Origin of the sequence: Snodgrassella sp. W8132, assembly GCF_016100865.1 — a bacterium.
Classification (GTDB): Bacteria; Pseudomonadota; Gammaproteobacteria; order Burkholderiales; family Neisseriaceae; genus Snodgrassella; species Snodgrassella alvi.
The window spans coordinates 417,610-443,158 of record NZ_JACFRQ010000001.1 but is presented as its reverse complement, the minus strand read 5'-3'; the positions used below and the strand labels follow the sequence as shown (position 1 = coordinate 443,158).

18 protein-coding genes and 1 tRNA gene are annotated in these 25,549 nt (G+C 39.4%); 13 read left to right on the top strand and 6 right to left on the bottom strand.

Going from position 1 to position 25,549, the window contains the following annotated elements; genetic code table 11:
- The first annotated feature begins 99 nt into the window (after positions 1-99).
- The 10 genes from gmk (at position 100) to cueO (ending at position 16,806) form a co-directional block, all read left to right on the top strand.
- Positions 100-711 carry a guanylate kinase gene (gene gmk / locus H3U82_RS01950; protein WP_025331048.1) on the top strand — a complete coding sequence of 204 codons (612 nt, stop codon included), beginning with the start codon at positions 100-102 and terminating at the stop codon, positions 709-711.
- Between the two features lie 50 nt (positions 712-761).
- Positions 762-965 (top strand): DNA-directed RNA polymerase subunit omega, encoded by a 204-nt coding sequence (gene rpoZ, locus H3U82_RS01945; protein ID WP_025331049.1) that lies wholly within the window; start codon positions 762-764, stop codon positions 963-965.
- Positions 966-980: 15 nt separating this feature from the next.
- Positions 981-3,509 (top strand): bifunctional (p)ppGpp synthetase/guanosine-3',5'-bis(diphosphate) 3'-pyrophosphohydrolase, encoded by a 2,529-nt coding sequence (locus H3U82_RS01940; RefSeq protein ID WP_025331050.1) that lies wholly within the window; start codon positions 981-983, stop codon positions 3,507-3,509.
- Between the two features lie 278 nt (positions 3,510-3,787).
- On the top strand, positions 3,788-4,000 hold the full coding sequence (gene rpsU, locus H3U82_RS01935) for a 30S ribosomal protein S21 (RefSeq protein WP_025331051.1): 213 nt from the start codon (positions 3,788-3,790) through the stop codon (positions 3,998-4,000).
- A 173-nt stretch (positions 4,001-4,173) separates the two neighbouring features.
- Positions 4,174-4,617, top strand: coding sequence for a GatB/YqeY domain-containing protein (locus tag H3U82_RS01930; RefSeq protein WP_110414365.1), 444 nt, complete (start codon positions 4,174-4,176; stop codon positions 4,615-4,617).
- Between the two features lie 82 nt (positions 4,618-4,699).
- A complete protein-coding gene (gene dnaG, locus H3U82_RS01925) occupies positions 4,700-6,484 on the top strand; it encodes a DNA primase (protein WP_100125895.1) in 1,785 nt (594 codons plus the stop codon).
- A 60-nt stretch (positions 6,485-6,544) separates the two neighbouring features.
- Complete coding sequence (gene rpoD / locus H3U82_RS01920) at positions 6,545-8,500, top strand: RNA polymerase sigma factor RpoD (RefSeq protein ID WP_198208948.1); 1,956 nt, start codon at positions 6,545-6,547, stop codon at positions 8,498-8,500.
- Between the two features lie 101 nt (positions 8,501-8,601).
- A tRNA-Ile gene (locus tag H3U82_RS01915) sits at positions 8,602-8,677 on the top strand.
- Positions 8,678-9,646: 969 nt separating this feature from the next.
- Positions 9,647-15,085 carry an autotransporter outer membrane beta-barrel domain-containing protein gene (locus H3U82_RS01910; RefSeq protein WP_198209950.1) on the top strand — a complete coding sequence of 1,813 codons (5,439 nt, stop codon included), beginning with the start codon at positions 9,647-9,649 and terminating at the stop codon, positions 15,083-15,085.
- Positions 15,086-15,255: 170 nt separating this feature from the next.
- Positions 15,256-16,806: a multicopper oxidase CueO gene (gene cueO / locus H3U82_RS01905; RefSeq protein ID WP_198208946.1), complete on the top strand. Its 1,551-nt coding sequence runs from the start codon at positions 15,256-15,258 to the stop codon at positions 16,804-16,806.
- A 266-nt stretch (positions 16,807-17,072) separates the two neighbouring features.
- On the opposite strand, the gene ahpF is transcribed toward cueO, so the two are convergent.
- Both ahpF and ahpC read right to left on the bottom strand, forming a co-directional pair.
- Entirely contained in the window at positions 17,073-18,641 is a 1,569-nt protein-coding gene (ahpF, locus tag H3U82_RS01900) for an alkyl hydroperoxide reductase subunit F (RefSeq protein WP_198208943.1), read from the bottom strand.
- A 158-nt stretch (positions 18,642-18,799) separates the two neighbouring features.
- A complete protein-coding gene (gene ahpC / locus H3U82_RS01895) occupies positions 18,800-19,366 on the bottom strand; it encodes an alkyl hydroperoxide reductase subunit C (RefSeq protein ID WP_084564464.1) in 567 nt (188 codons plus the stop codon).
- Between the two features lie 434 nt (positions 19,367-19,800).
- Here ahpC and H3U82_RS01890 point away from each other — a divergent pair, with 434 nt between their 5' ends.
- Complete coding sequence (locus H3U82_RS01890; protein ID WP_198208941.1) at positions 19,801-20,400, top strand: DUF2238 domain-containing protein; 600 nt, start codon at positions 19,801-19,803, stop codon at positions 20,398-20,400.
- Positions 20,401-20,518: 118 nt separating this feature from the next.
- Here H3U82_RS01890 and H3U82_RS01885 read toward each other — a convergent pair whose 3' ends face one another.
- The 4 genes from H3U82_RS01885 to H3U82_RS01870 all read right to left on the bottom strand — a co-directional run bounded on the left by H3U82_RS01885 (position 20,519) and on the right by H3U82_RS01870 (position 23,307).
- A complete protein-coding gene (locus tag H3U82_RS01885) occupies positions 20,519-20,806 on the bottom strand; it encodes a hypothetical protein (RefSeq protein WP_025331060.1) in 288 nt (95 codons plus the stop codon).
- 510 nt (positions 20,807-21,316) lie between these two features.
- Entirely contained in the window at positions 21,317-21,766 is a 450-nt protein-coding gene (locus H3U82_RS01880; RefSeq protein WP_096766079.1) for a ClpXP protease specificity-enhancing factor, read from the bottom strand.
- 24 nt (positions 21,767-21,790) lie between these two features.
- Positions 21,791-22,396, bottom strand: a complete 606-nt coding sequence (locus tag H3U82_RS01875) for a glutathione S-transferase N-terminal domain-containing protein (RefSeq protein WP_025331062.1) — start codon at positions 22,394-22,396, stop codon at positions 21,791-21,793.
- A gap of 158 nt (positions 22,397-22,554) precedes the next feature.
- Entirely contained in the window at positions 22,555-23,307 is a 753-nt protein-coding gene (locus H3U82_RS01870) for a Nif3-like dinuclear metal center hexameric protein (protein WP_198208939.1), read from the bottom strand.
- Between the two features lie 274 nt (positions 23,308-23,581).
- On the opposite strand from H3U82_RS01870, the gene H3U82_RS01865 reads away from it, so the two are divergent.
- On the top strand, positions 23,582-24,406 hold the full coding sequence (locus tag H3U82_RS01865) for a hypothetical protein (RefSeq protein ID WP_174830404.1): 825 nt from the start codon (positions 23,582-23,584) through the stop codon (positions 24,404-24,406).
- A gap of 325 nt (positions 24,407-24,731) precedes the next feature.
- Complete coding sequence (locus tag H3U82_RS01860; protein WP_078474742.1) at positions 24,732-25,547, top strand: hypothetical protein; 816 nt, start codon at positions 24,732-24,734, stop codon at positions 25,545-25,547.
- Positions 25,548-25,549: the final 2 nt, after the last annotated feature.

The following is a 25,549-nucleotide window of genomic DNA, read 5'->3' as shown; positions in this document are numbered from 1 at the left end:
ACTGCCCAGTCGCATAAAAGAGTAAGAATATTATCTCCAGATTGGCGCAATAATCACGGTTGTGGCATAATTAATCACCGTAACCGCTAAATTTTTATTATGTTGCAATCTGGACATATTTTCATTGTTTCCGCCGCTTCCGGAACAGGCAAAACCACTCTGGTTTCACGTCTGAGTGCCTGTCAGCCTGATATCCGTATTTCTATCTCCCACACCACCAGAATGCCGCGAGATGGAGAACAAAATGGCATTCATTACCATTTTGTCAGCCGTGATGAATTTGAGCAAATGATTGCTGCCAATGCTTTCATAGAACATGCAAATGTCTATGGTAATTATTACGGCACCAGTTTAAAAGCTGTTGAGTCATTATCAAAACAGGGCTATAACGTTATTCTGGAAATAGATGTGCAGGGTGCTGAACAGATCCGCCGTTTATTACCGGAAGCCACCAGCATTTTTATTCTGCCTCCGTCAATGGCTGAACTGAACGAACGTCTGCGAAACAGAGGCACAGATAGTGAAGATGTAATAGCCTACCGGCTGGAAAAATCACGTGAAGAAATAGAGCAAAGCCTTTTATTCGATTATGTGATTGTTAATGAAGAGATTACTCAAGCAGAAAATGACCTGCTGGCGATTATTCGCTCAGTTGGCTTGCGTGCCAAAGCACAAAGCCAGACAATTATACAAATTTTATCCGAAAAATAATTTATTTACCTTTTATTACTTATCCTGATATCAGGAATGGAACTCAGATTATGGCTCGTATCACTGTAGAAGATTGTATCGGACGTATTCCGAATCATTTTGACCTGACCATGATAGCTGCTTTACGCGCCCGTCAGCTTGCCAACGGCGCTACTGCACTGGTCGAAGAAGATCATGATAAACCGACTGTCATTGCCTTGCGCGAAATTGCCGGCGGACAAATCGGAACAGAATTACTTAACCAGCAAAAATAATACAGGCAAACAGCCATGTACCCCCCCAGCGTGCCTTATAAACCACCAGTAAACCAATGGCGAGATAATCTTTTCGCACATACAGAATATCTGAATAAACAAGAACGCTGGGAATTGCTGGAACAGGCATGCGCCTATATATATTCTCTTGCAGACAAAACTGGCAAAACTGCATTACTGGAACGCAGTTTTGCCATTACTACATCTCTTGCCCAAAATCTGCACAGAGTACAGGCTCTTGCTGCCGTTTTAATCAAAATTGCTTTTGAAGATTTAGGTACTTCAGATTCTCACCTGCCAAGCCATGCATTAGGACAGGTGGGGATGAAAATTTTAAACGAAATTAATACCTCAGCATATACCGATATTGCCTCACAACTTAAATGCTGTGAGCAGCAAATAGAAAACAGCTATCATGCCATTATTACCGAGGCACAGAATAAATTATTGCACACCGCATCCTACCTCGGAAAAGATGATCTGCGATTACTTGGCAAAGCCTGCGAATTCGGTGCAACTGCACATCAGGGACAGTTTCGCAATAGTGGCCTGCCCTATATTACCCACCCTATAGCGGTGGCGACACAACTGGCTGAATGGCATGTAGACATTCAGGCTTTATGTGCAGGTGTATTACACGACGTACTGGAAGATACCGGTACCACCAAAGAAGAAATTATAGCCGTATTCGGAGAAACCATAGCCAATATGGTTGACGGTCTATCGAAACTGGAAAAACTGGAATATAACAGCCAGCAGGAAGCACAGGCTGAAAGTTTCCGCAAGCTTATTATGGCAATGACTCAGGACGTACGGGTGATCATTGTCAAGCTGTCAGACCGGCTGCACAATATGCGCACACTGTCAGCAAAAAAACCAGCCAGCCGAAGACGTATTGCTCAGGAAACCATGGAAATCTATGCACAGCTGGCCAATCGCATCGGATTAAACCATGTGTACCGCGAATTACAGGATCTGGCATTCAAGCATTTGTATCCGCATCGCTATGAAGTACTCGCCAAAGCTATTCAGTCATCCCGGCGTAACCGGCGTGACGTGGTAGGAAAAGTACTGCGCGCATTCAGCCAGCGTCTGGTTAGTGCCAATATCGAGGCACAGGTAAGAGGCCGGGAAAAAAATCTTTATAGCATATATGAAAAAATGCGCCGGAAAAATCTCCATTTTGCAGACGTAATGGATATATATGCATTCAGAGTTATCGTTAATAATATACCGGCCTGCTATACCGCTTTAGGCGTACTGCATAATCTTTATAAGCCTAAGCCGGGAAGAATCAAAGACTATATCGCCATCCCTAAAAATAATGGTTACCAGAGTCTGCACACCATACTGGTAGGTCCGTATGGTCTGCCAATTGAAGTACAGATTCGTACACATGAAATGGATACCATTGCCGAACGCGGTATAGCCAGTTACTGGATGCACAAAGATGGTGAACAGAATAGTTTTGATCAAGCTCAGATGCGTACTAATCAATGGCTGCAAAGCATACTTGATATTCAGGCGCATAGTGCCAACGCCATTGAATTCTTTGAACATGTAAAAACTGATCTGTTTCCAAACGAGGTATACGTTTTCACCCCCAAAGGCAAAATCATTACCTTACCGGAAGGTGCAACACCGGTGGATTTTGCTTATGCAGTTCACACCGGCATTGGTAATCGCACTGTTTCAGCACGTATTAATCACAATCTCATGCCATTACGTACCCGGCTGCACACTGGTGATACAGTAGAAATCATTACCTCCAGCAATGGTCATCCTACCCCGGCATGGCTTGATTTTGCCGTTTCCAGCCATGCACGCAGCGCCATTCGCAGCCAGATTAAAAAAATGAATCGCTCAGATGCTATCCGTCTGGGTGAGAAATTATTACAAAAAGCACTCTCCAGCCTGTTACCGGAAAACGTTTTACTTTCAGACAGCCTGAAAGATAAATATCTGGCCGATTTACAACAGAAAAATACTTCCTTTGAAAATATCCTGTGCGAAGTTGGTATGGGATTGTTGCAACCGGTTTCCATAGCCATGCACATCGCAGAGCTGGCCGGAGAACACTTTAACAACACCATTAAACTGGCACCCATTAATCTTACCGGCAATGAATCTACCCATATTCATCTGGCCAAATGCTGCCACCCTATTCCCGGCGATACTATTAAAGCCCTATTAATCAAAGATCAGGGAATCATCATTCATCGTGACACTTGCAACACCATTCTGAAAACAGATCCTGAGCTTCAGCTTGATGCTAACTGGGATATTATGCAGGCAAGCAACTATCAAACAACACTGTGTCTGAATGCAATCGATAGCCATGGCTTACTGGCCACTATTGCTCAGGCGATTTCCTCTAATGGTGGTGATATTAAGTCGGTTGAAACAACATCGAAAAAACTTGAAGGCATTGAGGGATTTATCGAATTTCGCTTTGTTTTACAGGTAAAAGATCTAGACCAGCTGAACCAGATTACACGGGATCTGCACTCTGTACCTCAGATTCGCCGCGTAAACCGCGTCTGAGCAATCTTTCCTGATAAATATTCATATATATATCCGTTAAATATCATCTTGACGAACGATATTTAATCAGACATAATTCTGCCTTATTTTTAAAATAAACCTATGTCTGTTATTACTTTGTTTATTACAGATATAGCCATTATTTACACCTTAGGAGGTGATGTTGTAAACGGTTATGCGGTACCGTAAACACCGCCCTAGCCCTAAGTGGCAATATTTAAATATTTAGCTGATTAATATAGTAATCAGCATCAAAACTCATTTATTCAGGAAAAAACATGCCTTCTGTACGTGTAAAAGAAAATGAACCTTTTGAAGTTGCGATGCGTCGCTTTAAACGCTCTGTTGAAAAAACCGGTCTGATGACCGAACTGCGTGCTCGTGAAGCTTACGAAAAACCAACTACTGAACGTAAGCGTAAAAAAGCAGCAGCCGTAAAACGTTTACAGAAACGCTTGCGCAGCCAGCAATTGCCACCAAAATTCTATTAATTGGTAGCTCCGGTTTATCATTTTTTGGTAACCGGAAATAAATACAATTGAAAACAATACCGCAGGCTATTGCTTGCGGTATTTGCATTTTACAGAAATAACTATCTGAAGCACCGCAATTTTAGCAGTATCATACTAAACTAATTTAATTTTTATTTATTGCGAGCAATATTATGAGCCTGAAACAACAACTGCAAGAAGATATGAAAACTGCCTTGCGCAATCATGATTCAGCTACCCTGTCCACCATTCGAATGGCACTGGCTGCAATAAAACAGATCGAAGTAGATGAACGAATCGAAGTAGACGATACCCGCTTCATAGCTATTATCAGCAAAATGGTGAAACAGCGCAAAGAGTCTGTACGCATGTATACCGAAGCTGGCAGAACTGATCTGGCAGAAAAAGAACAGTCAGAAATCGATCTGCTGCAAAATTATCTGCCCAAAATGCTCGACGAAGCTGAAATTGACGCAGCAATTAAAGAAGCCATAACCAGCACAGGCGCTGCGCAGCCAAGTGATATGGGTAAAGTTATGGGTGTACTGAAAAAAACACTGGCCGGTAAAGCTGATATGAGTGAAGTCAGCAAAAAAATCAAACAGCTTTTGAATTAAAAGTTATCTGCACTAACCATAACAGCAGATCAGAAAGACCGTTTTCCAATCTTTCATATTGAAGATAGCAGGCATAGTTGGCATGATTCCCAGTGAATTTATTGACGAATTATTAAATAAAATTGATGTCGTCGATGTAATTGAAGAGTTTGTACCGTTAAAAAAAAGCGGTGCCAACTACATGGCCTGCTGCCCTTTTCACAAAGAAAAATCTCCTTCCTTTTCTGTCAGCCCCAGCAAACAGTTCTATCATTGCTTTGGCTGCGGTGTACATGGTTCAGCCATTGGCTTTATCATGGAATATCAAGGATTAAGCTTTCAGGAAGCTGTGCAATTTTTGGCCGACCGGATCGGAATGACCGTACCCAGACAGATCGGCAACAGCAACTCACAGGCACATAAAGCCCTTAAACAGCAACAGCAGACACTGGAACAAACCACAGCTGATGCCGCCACCTTTTACCAGCAACAACTTAAAACCTCGCCAAGTGCTCAGAATTACTTACAGCAGCGCGGGCTGAGCGATGAAATCATTCTTCATTATGGTTTGGGCTATGCACCTGATGACTGGCAGGCACTGGCAAAAGTATTCCAGCCCTATCCAAGCAATGCACTGGTAAACAGCGGTATGGTCATCACCAAAGACGACCGCCATTACGACCGGTTCCGTAACCGTATTATGTTTCCAATCCGCAGTACCCGTGGTCAGATTATCGGGTTTGGTGCGCGCATTCTGGATTCAGGCGAACCTAAATATCTTAATTCACCTGAAACTCCCTTGTTTGATAAAGGTCGTAATCTGTATGGCCTGTATGAAGCACGTGCCGCCATTAAAGAAGCACAGCGTGTACTGGTAGTAGAAGGTTATATGGACGTAGTTGCCCTGGCACAGTTTGGTCTGGGCTATGCAGTAGCCGCACTCGGTACAGCCACCACCGCCGAACATGTGCGCTTACTGATGCGGCAAAGCGATCATATCTATTTTTGCTTTGACGGCGACAGCGCAGGTAAAAAAGCAGCCTGGCGGGCTTTAGAAAATGCCTTACCCCAGTTAAAAGACGACAAAATTTTACACTTTCTGTTCTTACCGGCCGAACACGATCCTGACAGTTATGTACGCAGCTATGGATTAAAACCATTTGAAGATGCATTACTCAATCAGAGTCTGCCACTATCAGCCTATTTCTGGCAGGTACTGACAGAAAATATTGATATGGATACACAGGAAGGCAAAGCAGAGTTAATTAAAACCGCCAGTCCTTTACTGGCGCAAATCAAAGCACCGGCACTTTCTTTTCTGCTGCGTCAGGAACTTAGTCAGAAAGTAGGTATTGATGAACACAATCTGGCACAACTGCTCGGGCAGGAACTGCCCAGACCTCAGACTATCAGACAGAAAAGTTATCAATTACCCCGCAATACTTTCCGGCAACCGCCAGTCATGTCATTAGTGCAAAAGCAGATACGCGCGCTATTGATAAATCCGCAATGGGCCGTATATATAGAACTACCAGAATATCTGGACCTGCACGGCGATTATGCATGCCTCGCCGCGCTGGCCGAACGTATTCAAGCCTCCGTTACCCCGTTAAACAGTGGTGCCGTGCTGGAACTGATGCGTAATACTGAATTTGAACCCGTTATCCGGCAGATTATTCATGATTATATGGACTCACCGGATGTCATGCAGCCAGGCAATGAAGATGACTGCACCACATTCAGACAGGGCATGCAAAAATTACTGGACAACCTTAAAACACAGCAGATTGATGCGTTGAAGCGCAAACTCCAGCATGAGCGACTAAGTGCCGACGAAAAACAGTTACTACTGCTACTTTTAAGTCCGTCCAAAATGCCGTCAGTATAAACCGGCGGTTATTGTAAACGCTTGCAGCGACAAAGTCGTTGTGAATACATCGAGTAAAATATGGCAAACTCCACACCTAAGAAATCCACTATTGATACCAGTCAGGAACAGGATGATACTCGCCCGTTAACCGCAGAAGAACAGCGTGCCCGCCTGCGTCAGCTGATTATTCAGGGTAAAGAGCGTGGTTATATTACCTACGCCGAAATCAATGATGCCCTGCCCGACGAAATGTCTGATGCCGATCAGATTGACAACATTGTATCGATGATCTCCGGTCTGGGTATCCAGGTTACAGAAGAAGCACCTGATGCCGAAAGTCTGCTCATGAGCGACAACACCGCCAACATGACCGATGACGATGCTGTAGCAGAAGCAGAAGCAGCACTATCCAATGCCGACAACGAATTTGGACGAACCACCGATCCGGTACGTATGTATATGCGTGAAATGGGACAGGTAGACTTACTGACCCGTGAAGATGAAATCATCATCGCCAAAAAAATCGAAAATGCCCTGCGTAACATGATTCAGGCCATTTCCGCATGTCCGGGATCAGTAGCAGAAATACTTGCTTTGATTGATGCCGTGCGCAAAGACGAAATCAAAGTAGACGAAATAGTCGAAGCCATTGTCGACCCGCATGAAGAGCTGCTGGATGAACTGGGCATTGGTCTTGATACCAAAAACGAAGACACCGAAATTACTGATGACAGTGATGACAGTGTAGACGTTGATGATGAAGAAAATGATGAAGAGAGTGCAGCACTGGCCGCTTCAGCTAATCTTGAAGAACTGCGCCAGAAAACACTCGAACATTTCGACGGCATTCAAAACCTGTACGATACCATGGTTGCCACCTTACAGGAAAAAGGCAGTCACCATGCCGATTACCTGAAATTACAGCAGGAAATTGCCGAACAACTGCTACAGGTGCGTTTCGCTACCCGTCAGATTGAAAGCCTGTGCGACAATCTGCGTATGCGCGTTAATCAGGTAAGACAGCTTGAACGTGAGATTCGCGATATTGCCCTGAACCGCGTCCACATGGAACGCGACTATTTTATTAAAAGCTTTACCAATCGTACTACCGACTTGGGCTGGGTAGATGAAGAACTCTCCCTGAACCGCGTATGGAATGAAGCATTGCGCCGTTTTCAGTATGCCATCATCGAAAAACAGACCGAACTGGCCAATCTGGAGCAGTCTGCCCAGATCTCACTGGATGAGCTTAAACAGATTAACAAAAACATGGTGAAAAGCGAGCAGGAAACTGCCGCAGCCAAACAGGAAATGATTCAGGCCAACCTGCGTCTGGTGATTTCCATTGCCAAAAAATACACCAACCGCGGTCTGCAATTTCTCGACCTAATTCAGGAAGGTAACATCGGCCTGATGAAAGCCGTAGATAAATTTGAATATCGCCGTGGCTATAAATTTTCCACCTATGCCACATGGTGGATTCGTCAGGCAATTACCCGCTCTATAGCTGATCAGGCGCGTACCATTCGTATTCCGGTACACATGATTGAAACCATCAACAAAATGAACCGTATCTCACGCCAGTATCTGCAGGAAAACGGCGAAGAAGCTGATTCTGCCAAACTGGCTGAACTGATGGAAATGCCGGAAGACAAAATCCGCAAAATCATGAAAATTGCCAAAGAGCCTATTTCAATGGAAACTCCGATTGGTGATGATGATGATTCTCATCTGGGCGACTTTATCGAAGACGCCAACAACGTCGCACCGGCAGATGCAGCCATGTACTCCAGTCTGCGCGAAGTAACCAAAGATGTACTTGAAAGCCTGACTCCGCGCGAAGCCAAAGTACTGCGCATGCGTTTCGGTATCGACATGAATACCGATCATACACTTGAGGAAGTCGGTAAACAGTTTGATGTTACCCGTGAGCGCATCCGTCAGATTGAAGCAAAAGCCCTGCGCAAACTGCGCCACCCTACCCGCTCTGACCGGCTGAAAAGCTTTCTTGATAGTGACGAAAATAAACAATAAACATTTTTTTGTTTAAAACCAGAATCATCCGCCAAGAGCGGATGATTTTTTATGTAAAACCTTGCAATACCCATCCGTATTGGTTACAATACGCGGCTTACGGGTCTGTAGCTCAGGGGTTAGAGCAGGGGACTCATAATCCCTTGGTCGTGGGTTCGAACCCCACTGGACCCACCAAATAACCCATAAAATTCTGTATCAGAAAACAGAGTTTTTATCAAAAAAGCCGCTGAAAGCGGCTTTTTATTGCTTATTAAAATTATATGCACAAATAATAAACACTGTAATTTTTATTATACAGACACGCATTTTCATTCAATACTCACAGAAAACACACCCTATAAATATTTTAAGCTAAAAATTATGTTTATTATATTCCGCAAATAGTATTTTAAAATATAGCTACTAAAAAATTGTTTAATTATGATTTTTATCATCTATATGCGGAATATATTTCAGACCGGATGATACATTTACATTAAAACAGTAACTTTCATTTAACATTTATTCATCATAAAAAAACTTTGGTTAATCATACTTTATAACAGACACATTTCTCCGAATTTAGCTTTAACAGATCAACTAATCATATTTTAAAAATTAACATAAAATTATTAATTTTAGAATAAAATCCTTTTTACATGCATATAGTTGCACAATTAATACACTTATTCCTGATTTTTAATCTTTTTTTTTAATTATCCGTAAATCTTGCGCCAGTACTAGCTACTATTCCGGCAATATTACTTAAACATAAAACAAAAAAACTGATAAATAACAACAATTTTTATTAACATTTTTAATTCTCACAATCACACCCAGTGTTATTAATCTGGAGAACGTTATAACTTATAAATATTAAATTTGCTTTTTTACACGTCAAAATATCAAATAGCATATTTACTTTTATTCTTATGAAAACACTTATTTTTCTAAAACATTTTGATCAACTTTCCGGCACTGATATACACTAATGTTTTTATCATAAAGTTAACCTAATTTGAATATGGTATAACATATCTTATATAATTATTTCGTATAAGATTATTTTTATTTGTTAATTAGCAATTAGTGTGTAAATTAAACAAATTCGTAAATTTATAGCTACTGTTTATTTTTAAATATTTGAGTAAGCAAGGGGAAGTGATGAATAACATATATAAATCCAAATGGAGTGAAGCAACACAGACATGGGTAGCCTGTTCGGAACTAGTACGTGGTAAAACTAAAAATAACTGTGCCAAAATCGCTGCAGCTGTTGCCCTTGCTTTAACCAGTTTAGGCTCATATGCTGCTGATCCTGCTCCCTGTGACAATAACGCAGGAAGTGTTGTAGTTTCAGGAACTAAATGTTCGTTACCTTCGTTACCAGACGACAAAACTTATACTGAAATTTCTGCATCAGGTGGCGCAGAGTTAATTGGAGAAGAAGGTAAAAAAATTGAAGCCACTGGGACAACTAAAGTCAAAAAAGTAATTAATGTAGATGGAGGATCCACACTGAAGGCTACAAATATAACGACTACAAATAAAGTTAACTCAAAAGGCACTAATGCTTTAGCTATTGCAGGCAGTTCAATAGTAGAAATTGATGAAAACCTGACAGCAACTAATATGGGGAACAAAGCGGATACTATCGTGAATTCGGGAGGGTCTACATTAACTGTTGGAAAAGATCTGACAATTAACGATGACAAAGGTTTCAGTAATGGTATACAAAATATAGAAAATAGTACGATAGGCGCTGAGAACATTACGATTACTTCGAAGAAAGTAGGTTTCAGTAATGATGGTATACTAAATAAAGATAATAGTGTGATAGATGTTAAAGGAGAAATTAGGATTACTTCGGAGGGTAGTGACGGAAACGCATCAATAGAAAATAAAGACGGTGGTAAAATTCATGCCGGTAACATAACTATAGATCAAGGAGGTAAAAATTATGCAATTCATCAAACGTCAGAAACATCATCTATTATTGTTGATGAAGATTTAAACATTACATCCGGAAATATTCCTGATGGAAATTCAACAGTTACAATCGAAGGCGGATCTATAGAAGTCAAAGGTAAAACTGATATTACAACTCATGTTGATTCAGAAAATATCGAAGAACCTGAAAACGTATCTGCTATTTCTATCACAAACGGAAAATATACAGCTAAAGGTGGAGCTGATATTAAAATTAAAGATGATGATGAAAAAGACTTTACAGCTGCTGCAGGAGTCATCATTGGAAACGAAGGAATTTTTGAAAATAGTGGTACTTTAACGGTAAATGATGGTGCCAATACTGTAATTGCTACTGATATAGAATCTAATGAACACGCAAAATTTACAAACAACGCAGGCGGGACTACAACGAGTCACGCTGATACAATTGTTCATAATTCATCTGGAATATTAACAGTAAACAATGATGGGACATTATATTCTGATGGAGATTCAGTTTTAAAAAATAATAAAAATGGTGACATTGTTGTTAACAATAATAAAGCCAGCTCTGTTATTAATGGTGATATTATTAATACTAAAAATGGTAATATTACTGTTAACAACAAAAATTCTGCCACTATTACCGGTAATATTACTAATCAAGATAGCGGTACAGTTACTATCAATAACAGCGGTAAGATCCAGAATGATAATACACGGAATAAGATTGAAAATTCCGGTACAGGTTCGATGGATATTACTAATACCGGTACTATAGCCAGCGATATTCTTAATGGAAATACTGGTGATATTGTTATTAACAACAATAAAACCAGCTCTGTTGTTAATGGTGAAACTGATTATACTAATCCTACTACTATTAATGGTGATATTATTAATAATAATGATGGGAATATTACTGTTAACAATAATGAAAGCACTTCTTTTATTAAAGGTGGTATTACCAATAGTCAGAAAGGTTCCATTACTATCAATAATAGCGGTAGTATTAGTGGTAGTGATGACACTAAAAAAATTACAAATTCCAATGATGGTGAAATTATCATTAACAATAATCATGAGGGCTCTTTTCTCAGTGACATTGAAAACGATGCGACCAGTACCGGTTTAATTAGTATAAAAAATGAAGGTCATGTAGTCAGCCATATATCAAATAAAAATACTGGTATTATTCAAATTATCAATAAAGATAGCTTTGGCGGCAGTATCGAAAATACCGGTGATATCCTGATTAATAACTATAATGCTTTTGGCAGCACTATTAATAATGATGGCAATGGTACTATTGTTATTAACAACAATGAAAACAGCTCTCCCACTGATAGATCTTCTATTTATGGCGTTATTAATAACAATCAGTCCGGTAATATTACTGTTAACAACAATGGAAACGAATCTGTAATTGATAGCGATATTAATAATAATGCTGAGAATGGTAATATTACTGTTAATAACAATACAGACAGCGCTATTATTAGTGGTAATATTACTAATAGTCAGGCCGGTTCCATTAATATCAATAACAGCGGTTTGACTGTTCTCTATAGAAAAGTTACTAATTCCGGTGCTGGTAAAATTGACATTAAAAATAAGGATAGCGGCGATTTTCAAAGTGCCATTGATAACGATGCAACCAGTACCGGCATGATTACTCTGAATAATGAGGGTACTGTTAATAGTAAAATTACCAATCAGAATACTGGTGCTATTATGATTATCAATAACGGTACCATTAATGGCTCTATCACCAATACCGGTACTAAAAATAATGTTGATAATATCTGGATTGATAACAATAAAGATTTAAAGAGCACTATTGAAAATCGCGATGGTAATATTGTTGTAAACAACAATAAAAAAGACTCTTCTTTTACCGGCAATATTTATAATAACACTGGTTATATTACTGTTAACAACAATGAAGAAGGTACTACAATTAATAGCCATATTAATAATGCTAATGGTGGCAGTATTTATATTAACAACAAGGCAAAAACCTCTACTATTGAGGGTGATATTACTAATATAAACGGTAGTGTTAAGATCGAAAACAGCGGTGAGGCTAATTACTCTAAAATTACTAATTCCGGTGGTCATCTTAACATTGATAATGAGCATGAAGGCAATTTTCAAGGTGACATTGATAATGATGCAACCGGTACCGGCATTATTTTTATTCACAATTATGGAAATACCTTTAACGGCTCTATTACCAATCAAAATACTGGTAATATTAGGATTATTAATGACAAAATCTTTAACAGCACTATCACCAATACCGGTGATACCAGTACTGTCGATAAATACAATATTAAGATCACCAACAATAAGGAGTTAACCGGCTCTATCGAAAATAATGGTACAGGCAGTATCTATATTGAAAATACCAAAGATACCGGCCGTATTAGACGTATTAGACGTATTACCGGTAATATTACTAATAACAATGCCGGTACTATCACCTTGGACAATGATGGTGAGATAGCTAGCGCTATTCTTAATGGAGGGGCTGGCGCTATTAATATTGAAAACAATAAAGACAGCTTTATTAATGGTAATATTACTAATAGTGGTGCTGGTAATATCAGCATTAAGAATCAAGATAAAGCTGTATTAAACGGCAATATTAAGAATGATGGTTCCGGATCAATTACATTTACTAACAATGGTGATGTAGATGCTAGTGTGGTTAATAATACCAGTGTAAGAATTAACGATACTAGTCTGAGGCAAATTCAGAATACTGGTAATGGCACGATTACTATTATCAATAATAAAACTTTGAACAGACCAATCAGCAATGCCAGTGAGGGTACTATTGGTATAACCAATAACGGTACTATGAAAACGGATATAACCAATACTAAAAGCAGTACAGGTGAAATTGAATTTATCAATACACAGGAATTCGAAGGTAATCTGATTAATGCTAACACAGGATTTATTTCTGCCCTAAATACCAAAAACTTTACCGGTATAACAGACAATTCCGATTCAGGAAAAATAAATCTGGATAATCAGGGTATCTGGAACAATACCGGAAACTCTGTATTAACAAAGCTGCAAAACACTACCGGGACAATTATATTTCCGAAAGTATCTGAAGTTAATGCCGGTGACAAAGACCAGTACCATACTATCACTGTTAATGGTAACTATACCGGTGGCGGTCTGATGCGTGTTAATACTGTATGGAATAAGGATGGCACTTCTTATAGCGACCGCGTTGATATTCATGGCGATGTAGACGGTGCCGCTACAACAGTGCAGACATTAAACGGTATCTATGGCGATGTGACCCTGAAAGAGATACCTATTCATTCTGCAGTTGTGGTGCATGTAGCCGGTAAGAGTAGCGGCAATGATTTTACCGGTTCCGCTCCGACTACCAATGCCGGTGAAGCTCAGCTTAAAAAAATAGATACTACTTCAGGAACTGATTATGCATGGACATTAACTGCACAAAATAAAACACCTGAACCAACTAATCCTAGTGTGTCTGGACCTACTGATCCTAATATTTCCGAACCTACTGATCCTAATGTGTCTGGACCTACTGATCCTAATATTTCCGAACCTACTGCTCCTGATAAGCCTATTTTGCCAGCACCACCTATAACAGAAGTACCAATTTATGCAGAACCGGTTTCCGGTTATGTGCAGATGCCTACAGCAGATATGGAACTTGGCTTTACCACGGTTGGTACATTACATGAGCGCCGCGGTGAAAACCAGACTTACAATATCACAGGCTCAAATAATACTGCTCTTGGTGATGATCAGCAGCAGACATGGGGCAGAGTTCTGGTTAAACATCTGGATAAAGATGGTAAAAAACGTCTGGATACCGCCGGTAATCAATCTGTATTACAGATTGGTCATGATTTTATTCTGGATGAAAATGAGAAAACCGGAACACGTCGGCATATTGGCGGCTATGTAGCTTATGGCCATAATGAAAATGATTTCCGCGATCAGTACCGAGCTAAGAATGGTTACATCGTTGATGACCATTACACGGGCAAAGGCCGTACTGATGCAATAAGTGTTGGTGGTTATGGTACCTTCTACGGCAATAATGGCGGTTATGTAGATCTTGTTGGTCAGGTAACTTATCTGCGCAATAAATACAATGCCCGTTCGAACGAATCTGTACATCAGAACGGCTGGGGTGCAGCTTTATCAGCTGAAACAGGTAAATCATTTATTGTATATGGAAATAACTGGTTCGTAGAGCCGCAGGCTCAGCTGGTATACCAATATCTGTCTCTGGATGATTTTAATGACAGAATCCGCCATGTTGACCAGCATGATCCGTCTGCACTGCGCGGTCGTGTAGGTATGCGCTTCGGCTATAATGGTGATATCCGTGATAACCTGCCGTCATCCTCTTTCTATGGCATTGCGAATATCTGGCATGATTTCGTTAATCCCAAATCAGTTGATATTGGTCGTGACAAACTAAAAGAAGATTATGCCAAAACCTGGGGCGAAGTCGGTCTGGGTATTCAGTTGCCAATCACCCGTCAAAGTAATTTCTACAGCGATATCCGTTACGAGAAAAATTTTGGCAGTGATAAACGCAAAGGCTTTAAAGGTACTATGGGTTATAAATATACCTGGTTATAATGCATTATCCGGCAGTAGCCATATGGTTACTGCTGCTTGCAGCAGGGCACAGCATTTAATGCTGTGCCCTGTTTCTGTTTAAATATTCTTTAGTTATCTTTTCAGCAGAAAAGGCTTGACATTCAACTTAGGTGAAGGTTTAAGCTGTTTTTTTCTTCATAAGAATCATTATGCACAGAAGAGACTTTCTCAGATATTCGGCCATGGTAAGCGCCGCAGCTACGCTACCGCTTTCTGCTTATGCTCTGAATACTCCGGATTTACCGGTATTGGCTATTCCGCCATTATTAGATACCAGTAAAGATAACAGGATTCAGCTTACTGTTCAGCAGGGCACCAGCCGTTTTGGCAAATATCAGACGCAGACATGGGGCTATAATGGTGCTTTGCTTGGTCCTGCTATACGTATTTACCGGGGCAAACCGGTACAGATAAAACTGCAAAACCGATTAACTGAAGCCACAACAGTACACTGGCATGGTCTGAAAGTACCGGGTGAAGCAGATGGCGGACCTCAGGCCTGTATCCCAGCCGGACAAGCACGAGTAATTGAATTTACCTCAAGCCAGCCTGCTGCAACATGTTGGTTCCACCCGCACCAACATGGGCAGACTGGCCGTCAGGTAGCAATGGGGCTGGCTGGTTTGCTGTTGCTGGAAGATACTGTCAGTACTGGTCTGCCTATCCCCAAAAACTGGGGATTAGATGATATTCCTCTGATCGTACAGGATAAAAAATTTAATACAGCCGGACAAATTGATTATCAGCTTGATGTTATGAGTGCAGCCATAGGCTGGTTTGGAGATACTCTGCTGTGTAATGGTCAGATATATCCGCAGCATAACGCGCCGCGTGGCTGGTTGCGATTACGTCTGCTTAATGGCTGTAATGCTAGAACTCTGAATTTTGCCTGTAGTGATGGCCGCCCTTTATATGTTATTGCCAGTGACGGTGGCTTTCTGCCTCAGCCAGTAACAGTGTCCGGCCTGTCGGTATTGCCCGGCGAACGTTTTGAAGTAATGGTTGACACCAGTAACGGTAAAGCTTTTGATTTGCTTACTTTACCGGTAAAACAGATGGGCATGAATCTGCCGCCTTTTGATCAGCCCTGCCCGATAGTTCGTGTGTCTGTACTTTCTTCGCGTAATGATGCATCTTTACCCGATCAACTTACCAGCTCTCTGCCTGTATTACCGGCTCTGTCTCAGCTTGTACACCGCCATTTTCAGCTGTCTATGGATCCTGAGCTGGACAGTATGGGTATGCAGGCTTTAGAGCAACTGGCGGGAAAATCAGCTATGCCAATGGAGCATATGTCTATGCATCAGTCTCATATGGAAATGATGCATAATATGCACACGGATAAAAACGCATTAGATTTAATGCATGCCAACAGGATTAACGGACTGACTTTTGATATGAATAAACCGGCATTTGCCGCCAGTAAAGGGAAATATGAGTGCTGGGAAATATCCGGTTTAGGCGATATGATGCTGCACCCGTTTCATATTCATGGTACTCAGTTTCGCATTCTTAATGAAAACGGACAACCGCCTGCTGCTCATCGCTCAGGCTGGAAAGATACGGTACGGGTAGAAGGTGGTGTAAGTAAGGTATTGGTGAAATTCAACCACAGTGCGCCAGCCAGTTTTCCTTACATGGCTCATTGCCACATACTGGAACATGAAGATACGGGAATGATGCTGGGGTTTACTGTCTGAATATACGCTCGTTATAAGTTGAATTTTTTCAGATACTTAAAAACTGAATTTAATAATACGTATGGATTAATAAAACGTTAAATTAGCTGCGCCACTAAATATTTGTCCATAAGCCGGATTAGCATAAACAATGAAATTCTGGTATGAAAAGATATGATGTTTTCAATAATATTCCATAAATGTCATCGTATCAGGTCTGTAGATATCCCGATAAAAATATAAACCACTCAAAACGATTGGTTTTGAGTGGTTTCTTATGTCAGTTATTAATTAGCTGCACTGGTACGAATCAGATAATCAAAAGCACTTAATGCTGCTTTAGCACCTTCACCGGCAGCAATAATAATCTGCTTATAAGGTACGTTTGTACAGTCACCGGCGGCAAAAACACCCGGCACACTGGTTTTACCAAAAGCATCAATTGCAATCTCGTGCATTGGCTCAGTTAAGTCTACTGTACCTTGCAAAAATCCGGTATTCGGTAATAAACCAATCTGAACAAAAATACCTTCCAATGCCAGATGATGTTCTGTATTGCTTACCCGGTCCAGATAGTTCAGGCCATTAACTTTGCCATTTTCGCCGGTTACCTCGGTAGTCTGAGCGTTCATAATAATCTGAACATTAGGCAGACTATGCAATTTTTGCTGTAATACTTCATCAGCACGCATTTTGCCGGAAAATTCCAGCAAAGTAACATGCTTTACAACGCCAGCCAAATCAATGGCAGCTTCTGCACCGGAATTACCACCACCAATTACGGCTACATCTTTGCCTTTAAATAACGGACCATCACAATGCGGACAATAAGTCACTCCTTTCGTACGGTATTCCTGCTCACCGGGCACATTCATTGAGCGCCAGTGTGCACCTGTAGACAGGATAACGGTACGCGATTTTAAAACAGCACCACTTTCTGTATGTACCTCAATCAGTCCGCCTGTAGTTTTAGCCGGTACCAGCGCACTGACTCTTTGCAAATTCATAATATCGACATCATAACTGCGTACGTGGCTTTCCAGATCATGGGCAAAACGCGGACCGTCTGTACGTAAAACTGATATGTAATTTTCAATATCCAGCGTGTCGAGAACCTGACCACCAAAACGTTCGGCCACAATACCGGTACGAATACCTTTACGTGCTGCATATACAGCGGCAGCAGCACCGGCAGGTCCCCCGCCCACAATCAGCACGTCAAACGGTGCTTTTGCATTCAGTTCATCAACTGCCGCACTGGCAGCATTGCTGTCCAGTTTAGCAACAATTTCTGCCAGTTCCATTCTGCCCTGACCAAATGGTTCACCATTCAGAAAAACTGCCGGCACACCCATAATCTGTTTCGCTTCAATCTCTTCCTGAAACAATGCTCCGTCAATAGCTGTATGGCTGATATTCGGATTGAGAATAGACATCAGATTCAATGCCTGTATAACATCCGGACAATTGTGACAGGTAATAGAATAATAAGTTTCGAAGTGATAACTGCCCTGCAAATTTTTAATTTGTTGCTGTAATGATTCTGCTTCTTTAGATGGATGACCGCCCACCTGCAATAAAGCCAGTACCAGTGAACTGAATTCATGCCCCATTGGATTACCGGCAAAAACCAGTCCTGTATGCACACCGGGATTAGTGATTTCAAAAGATGGCTTACGTTCAGACTGACCATCAGTACGCAGACTGACTTTATCGCTTAACGCCTCTACTTCCTGTAACAATGCCAGCATGTCGCGAGCACCTTTACTTTCGTCCAGCGTAGCAATAATTTCAACCGGTCTGGTTACATATTCAAGATAAGCTTTTAGTTGGTTTTTCAAAGTGTCGTCTAACATTTTACTGCTCCATTACATTAATAAAAATAAACTATAGATATTCTGTTTTTGATAGCCTGCATTTTTGTTTTAGTAAAAAGCCCGGATACCGCAGCCGGTATTCGGGCTGAATGACTGTTTATTTAACAGTAAGTTTCTGATGTGTGTATTTAAGTGTGTTAGATTTTACCAACCAGTTCCAGAGAAGGAGCCAGAGTTTTTTCGCCTTCTTTCCATTTAGCAGGACAAACTTCACCCGGATGAGAAGCAACATATTGTGCAGCTTTAACTTTACGTACCAGATCTGAAGCTTCACGACCGATACCTTCAGCAGTTACTTCCACACACTGGATAATACCCTGCGGGTCAACCAGGAATGTAGCGCGGTCGGCAGAACCCTGACCTTCACGCAGTACACCAAAATTAGTTGCCAAGGTAGCATTGCGGTCACCCAGCATAAAGTATTTAATTTTGGCAATTGTATCAGAAGCATCGTGCCATGCTTTATGAGTAAAATGAGTATCGGTAGAAACGGAGTAAACTTCTACGCCCAGTTTCTGCAATTCTTCATAGTGGTCAGCCAGATCACCTAATTCAGTAGGACAAACAAAAGTGAAATCTGCCGGATAGAAAAAGAATACAGACCATTTACCTTTTACGTCAGCATCACTGATGTCTACAAATTTACCATTATGAAAGGCAGTGGTATTGAACGGTTTGATTTCAGTGTTAACATTAGCAACCATGAAATATCTCCTTGAATGTACAGGTTGAATTAATCGATGGATGTATAGTACACAAATTTACTCAATAAATATAATCAAATGATTTTATGTAATCGATAGTTTTTATTTTACATAAAAAACAATGTATTATATTTTCAAGATTATAAAAATAACTTACAGACCAGATAAATACACTAAATTCATATATAAAAACTATTATAAACAGCCATTAGCTGTATGGGAGTTACTCTGCCAAAATCTAAAATTGCTGTAACTAAACCGGTCACAGCTTGTATGCTGCACATTACTGATATTTGCCCTGTGCATTTATCAAGATTAATATACAGATTATCATAAAAAAAGAAGTCAAATTAAGATTGATACCGGCAAAAAATTTTTTCACTTTTTAGTTTCAGTTTAATTCTGCTACTGAATATTTGCAGGTGATGTATGGTATGAAAACACATATTCTGCAATTGATAATATTTATACTGGTACTCATATGGTCTGCTTATCAGCCGCATGACTACCCTACCTGGTGGCTTGAAGTTTTTCCGGCATTGCTAGGATTGATACTTCTTGTATTCACCTATTCCCGTTTTCGTTTCAGTCAGCTTATGTACTGGGTAGTTTTAGTTCATGCAATTATATTACTGATTGGCGGACATTACACTTATGCCGAAGAGCCGGTATTTAATTATCTACGCGGTGTATTTGGCTGGACACGTAATAATTACGATAAGCTTGGACATTTTTTTCAGGGTTTTTCACCAGCTATTATAGCCAGTGAATTACTATGGAGATTACGAATTGTACGCTACCGCGGCTGGGTGATATTTTTGAGTGGTTGTGTCTGCATGACGATTAGCGCCATATACGAATTGTTTGAGTGGCTGGTAGCCATACTGAGTAATCAGGAAGCTGTCACTTTTCTTGGCACACAGGGCGATGTATGGGATACACAGAAAGATATGCTTTGGTGTCTGATAGGTTGCAGCACCATGCTTATCTATCTTTATTTTAGTAAACGGCACTTACGGAGACCATCACGTTAAAACCGCAGTTACCATTACAAGTAAAAATCAGATCGGATCCAACTGACAACAGCAAAGTATCTGATTAGTCTTGCATGGCAGCTTTGACTAAAGCTGCCATCTCTTAAAGCTCAGGTAATCAGGCGGAAACAGATTGTGTTTTTTCCAGTTTGATTTTCAATTCTTTGATATCTTCTTCAAATATCATAATTACGCCCAGATAGGCCATACCAAACATCATAGCCGTAATGAATGAGCTGGCAATTGCCATGGTATTCATCCAGACCAGACCCACAGCAAATACCAGAAAACACAAAGCAAATATGACGTTAAAATAGAACTTTACTCTTTTAAATTTTTGCTCTTTGTGTGCAAGCTGTACACTTAGTTCATTACTGTTTGTTGCAAATTCAGCAGTTTGGTTCATGTGTTCAAACTCCAGTAAATGTAAAGCTAATGAATATTATTGTAATGTCAAATTTCAAGACAAGGCTATTTTAACCGGTATTACACTCGTAATGAAGTACTATTTTAACAAATTGATATAAGAGAATAACTCTGAAAAAATTTTGTTAACGCATATTTAATCAGATATACATCCGCAAAATTATCAATTTATTTATATGACATATTGTAAATATTTTTAATTTATAACTAATATTCAAATATATATATAGTTTTAAAACTGCATAGCTTCAAAAATTTTATTTACTGTCTGTTCAGATTACGGCTAATTTTTCATCAAATTTATATATACTTATTAGCTATAAGAACTGATTTATTTGCCACACTTTATTAGGTATAAATAGAATAAAATGTTATCAGTCTGAATTTTAAAAAATTAAAAAGGCTGAAACCATCAGTCAGTTTCAGCCTTGTTTATCAATAAACAAATTACTTCTTATCTGCTAAGAAGATATTCTATTAATAACAATCGTTATTTAACTATCTTCAAACCTTTTTTCGCACCAGATTTATTACTGTCATCTGCAGGTAAACTCTCTGGTACAGAAGGCTGGCTTTCAGATACAGTGTTATCCTCGCCTGCTGTCGGGTGTTCACTGCTTTCAGTAAGAGGTTCTACATCAAACCCCATGCCGTCACCAGTTTCTCTGGCAAAAAGACTGATTACATGACCAACCGGAATCCATATATCATGGGAAACACCGCCAAAACGGGCAGAAAAACTAACCCACTCATTATCTATATTCAGATTATGTGCGGCTACAGGCCCGATATTAAGCACAATTTCATTGTCTTTTACATACTGAAGCGGTACCTGAGTTTTATCATTTACCCATACAGCAATATGCGGTGTATAACCACTATCCAGCGCCCATTCATACAGTGCGCGCAGAATATACGGTTTGGTGTTCAGCTTGCTCATTGTCCTCCCCTTTGTCAGGATAATTTAACGACGCATTGCTTTCTCGGCAGGTGTTAAGGCATCAATAAACGCTTCACGCTGAAAAATACGTTCCGCATATTTAAGCAATGGCGCAGCTGATTTTGGCAGCTTAATATCATAATGATCCAGACGCCACAAAAGCGGAGCCAGCGCCACATCAATCATGGAGAAATCATCGCCGATAATATATTTGTTTTTAGTGAATGCAGGAGCCAGCATTGTTAAGCCCTGAGTAATGGCTTCGCGGGCTTTGTTCATTTCCTTATTACTTGATTCAGGATTTTCCAGCACCAGTACATGACTGAACAGTTCTTTTTCCAGACGATATAAAACAAGACGGCCACGACCACGCATAATCGGGTCTGCCGGCATTAGCTGCGGATGCGGAAACCGCTCATCAATATATTCATTAATAATATTGGATTCATACAAAATCAGGTCACGTTCAACCAGAACAGGAACCTGATTATACGGATTCATCACAGCCAGATCTTCCGGCTTATTAAAAACGTCTACATCTTTAATTTCAAAATCCATGCCTTTTTCATACAGCACAAAGCTGCAACGCTGACTAAACGGGCAAGTGATGCCCGCATATAATGTCATCATAATTAGTTTCCCAGAATTACTGTATAATCAATACAGTGTGGTGTTTAAAAATTATTCAATTATAGACAAATGACTCTATTTTTACCAGAAAAATAGCTTAAGTTTATGTTTATTAAAATTTTTATTATATAAATTACCACCAATCACACAAAATTCATTTAAGCCGGATTAGGCTCATCAAAAAACTGCTGAGTAATCCCGAATTCACTGGCTAATGCATGAGCAAGTGCCTGAATACCATATCTTTCGGTAGCATGATGCCCTGCCGCAATGAATACCACTCCGCATTCCTGCGCCAGATGGTATTGCGGTTCGGATATTTCACCTGTAATAAATGCATCAACCCCCGAATCAATAGCCTGCTGAAAAAAACTCTGGCCGCCGCCGGTACACCAGGCCAGCCTGCGTACTGGTTGTTGTTTATCGGCACATAACAATATGGGTTTGTGATTCAGGCCTATCTCAATCTGCTGAGCCAGCTGTTCTGCAGTTTGCTCATAGGTTAAAGCACCGTACTGAATTAAATTCTGTTCACCGCCACAGCCGGTAATCTCCCAGCCTAAACGCTGAGCCAGTTGCACATTATTCCCCCAGCGCGGATGCGCATCCAGCGGTAAATGATAGCCAGCCAGATTAATATTATTGGCTAATAATGTCTGAATACGGCGTTTTTTCCAGCCTGTAATCACAGCCGCTTCATTTTTCCAGAACATACCATGATGAACCAGCAGCATATCTGCCTGCTGCTTTACGGCAAAATCAATAGCAGCCTGACTGGCAGTGACAGCACAAACAATAGTGCTAACTTCATCCCTGCCTTCTACCTGTAACCCATTCGGGCTGAAATCGCGAAACTGAGCAACCGCCAGCTCCTGAGCGCACCAGTCTAAAATTTCTTTTCTGAAAGCCATAAATTTCCTTTAATCGTGCAAAACATTGCAGTCTGCTTTGTTAATACATAGCTTTATTCTTATTACAATAAAGTCATTATACTAACAAGCACAGGGAGAAAGCTGAAAATGTCTGATTACAGCTGAGTGAATATGAAATTATAAAAAATCATTATCTTTAAATAAAAATATTTATATGCTTTGTGATTAACTAAATAAATGTTATTTTATGTTAATATTTATTAAAATAATGTAGTATTAAATTTAAAAGCTCGCAGATATTTGGAATATCAAAATGAAAATATTGCTTTTGTTATTAATTTTAAGTTTAAGCGGATGTCTTAACAGCAACAATGATAGGGAACAGGATAAAATTAAAAAATTGGAGGAACAACGGATAATCACAGACACTACAGAGATTACTGTGCGCATTCCATCAAAAGTATCAGGTAAAAAACTGGAGATTACCCTGCCACGCTGCATGTTTGGTTTTAGTATAAAAAATAAAATTATTGATGGTATAGTCGAGCAAAAGGCAGCAGCAATTATATTTGCCTTACCTACTTTATCAGGTTTTCCCAATGATGAAGAAGCAATTCATCGATGTCCTGATTTTTCTAAGCCTGTTGTAGGCCTCAGTTTTGCACCGTTATATCGCAACATAAAAGCAGAAAAACTGGAATATGGAAATCATTGGTTCAAACGGGAAAATTACCGATTCCGATTAAAAGAAAAGAAAAATAATCAGGAATTGTATTATATTGGTATTTCAGGAAAACAAACTATGTTTATTAATAAATCCGAAACCAATCAACAAGATTTAAGAATTGATTTCTGGCCATTTGATGTTAAGGATGAATACAATGCTTTTCCGCATCAAATTGATATTTATTCTGTTTTAGATAAAGAGTTTAGTGTTGCTTACACTGTATATTCCTCGAGATTTCTACATGGGAAATATAAACCACCAGTAAGCCAGAACTATTTTGCTGATGGATTAATTCAAATATATAAGCACAATGAAAGCTTACTTGATCATCCGGAAATTCAACTGGGTTTCATTCAGAATAATAACCGTATTCTGAATTATATCCATCAGCACAGTAAAGTCGTTGATTAGCTAGTGCATTAGCTAAAGATTTTTACAATAAGACAGACTTAAATATAATTTTTGGGTAGTGAAAACAATTAATATATATATTAATTAATCATAATTAAAATTTCGATTTAGCAATTTTGTGCTTTAATGAATATTTAAAGTACAATAAATATCATATTCTGACTAAATAAAAAGAATTTTTTTTCAATTTAAATCTTCAATACACAATATTTGAATGCATTATGCTTTTGCTATTTATCTGATTAAATGTTATTTTTCGGTTGATTTTATCAAAAGTAAGGGGAATTTTAAATAAATATTTAAACCAGACAGTACAAGGAAAAATATGAAATATTGGCTTTGTATACTGCTTTTATGCTTAACCGGCTGCTTTAATGGCAACAGTGAACAGGACAAAATTAAAAAATTGGAGGAACAAAAGATAATGACAGACACCACAGAGATTACTGTCCGTATTCCGTCAAAAGTATCAGATAAAAAGTTAGAAATTACACTTCCTCGCTGTTTCTTTGGTACAAATCTGAAACATCAAATTATTGATGGAAAGGTTGAAGAAATTGCTGTTAGCATTATGTACCAGTTACCTACATTTTCCGATTTCCCTAATAATGAAGAAGCCATTTATCAATGTCCTGATTTTTCTAAACCAATTACAACATTAGGTATTTTCCCATTGTTTCCCATAGTTGGCAAAACTGAATTGGAATATGGAAATTACTGGTTAAAACAGCAATACTTTAGATTTTCTATTAAAGAACAAAAAAATAATTTGGCACTATATCGTGCTGGCATTGATAGGAAATTAGCCATATTTGCTAATCAATCTGATAGTAGTCAACAAGATATTAGCATTGAATTTTGGCCTTTTGATTCCAATAATAAAGATGATTCCTATCCACATCAGACTGATATACATTCTGTATTATACGAAGAGTTTGGTTTAAGTTATACGATATATTCTTCAAGATATTTACATGGGAAGAATAAACCGGACGATCAGAACTATTTTGCCGATGCTTTAATAAATATATATAAAAATAATGAAAGTCTACTTGATCATCCAGAAATTGTAAGAGATTTTGTTAAAAATAATAATCGTGTTGTTAATTTTATTCAAAAACATAGTAAAGTAATTGATTAATT

Bases quoted from the DNA above. Each gene is read 5' to 3' on its own strand.
- gmk (WP_025331048.1), top strand. From the start codon at position 100: ATGTTGCAATCTGGACATATTTTCATTGTTTCCGCCGCTTCCGGAACA.
- rpoZ (WP_025331049.1), top strand. From the start codon at position 762: ATGGCTCGTATCACTGTAGAAGATTGTATCGGACGTATTCCGAATCAT.
- H3U82_RS01940 (WP_025331050.1), top strand. From the start codon at position 981: ATGTACCCCCCCAGCGTGCCTTATAAACCACCAGTAAACCAATGGCGA.
- rpsU (WP_025331051.1), top strand. From the start codon at position 3,788: ATGCCTTCTGTACGTGTAAAAGAAAATGAACCTTTTGAAGTTGCGATG.
- H3U82_RS01930 (WP_110414365.1), top strand. From the start codon at position 4,174: ATGAGCCTGAAACAACAACTGCAAGAAGATATGAAAACTGCCTTGCGC.
- dnaG (WP_100125895.1), top strand. From the start codon at position 4,700: ATGATTCCCAGTGAATTTATTGACGAATTATTAAATAAAATTGATGTC.
- rpoD (WP_198208948.1), top strand. From the start codon at position 6,545: ATGGCAAACTCCACACCTAAGAAATCCACTATTGATACCAGTCAGGAA.
- H3U82_RS01910 (WP_198209950.1), top strand. From the start codon at position 9,647: ATGAATAACATATATAAATCCAAATGGAGTGAAGCAACACAGACATGG.
- cueO (WP_198208946.1), top strand. From the start codon at position 15,256: ATGCACAGAAGAGACTTTCTCAGATATTCGGCCATGGTAAGCGCCGCA.
- ahpF (WP_198208943.1), bottom strand. From the start codon at position 18,641: ATGTTAGACGACACTTTGAAAAACCAACTAAAAGCTTATCTTGAATAT.
- ahpC (WP_084564464.1), bottom strand. From the start codon at position 19,366: ATGGTTGCTAATGTTAACACTGAAATCAAACCGTTCAATACCACTGCC.
- H3U82_RS01890 (WP_198208941.1), top strand. From the start codon at position 19,801: ATGAAAACACATATTCTGCAATTGATAATATTTATACTGGTACTCATA.
- H3U82_RS01885 (WP_025331060.1), bottom strand. From the start codon at position 20,806: ATGAACCAAACTGCTGAATTTGCAACAAACAGTAATGAACTAAGTGTA.
- H3U82_RS01880 (WP_096766079.1), bottom strand. From the start codon at position 21,766: ATGAGCAAGCTGAACACCAAACCGTATATTCTGCGCGCACTGTATGAA.
- H3U82_RS01875 (WP_025331062.1), bottom strand. From the start codon at position 22,396: ATGATGACATTATATGCGGGCATCACTTGCCCGTTTAGTCAGCGTTGC.
- H3U82_RS01870 (WP_198208939.1), bottom strand. From the start codon at position 23,307: ATGGCTTTCAGAAAAGAAATTTTAGACTGGTGCGCTCAGGAGCTGGCG.
- H3U82_RS01865 (WP_174830404.1), top strand. From the start codon at position 23,582: ATGAAAATATTGCTTTTGTTATTAATTTTAAGTTTAAGCGGATGTCTT.
- H3U82_RS01860 (WP_078474742.1), top strand. From the start codon at position 24,732: ATGAAATATTGGCTTTGTATACTGCTTTTATGCTTAACCGGCTGCTTT.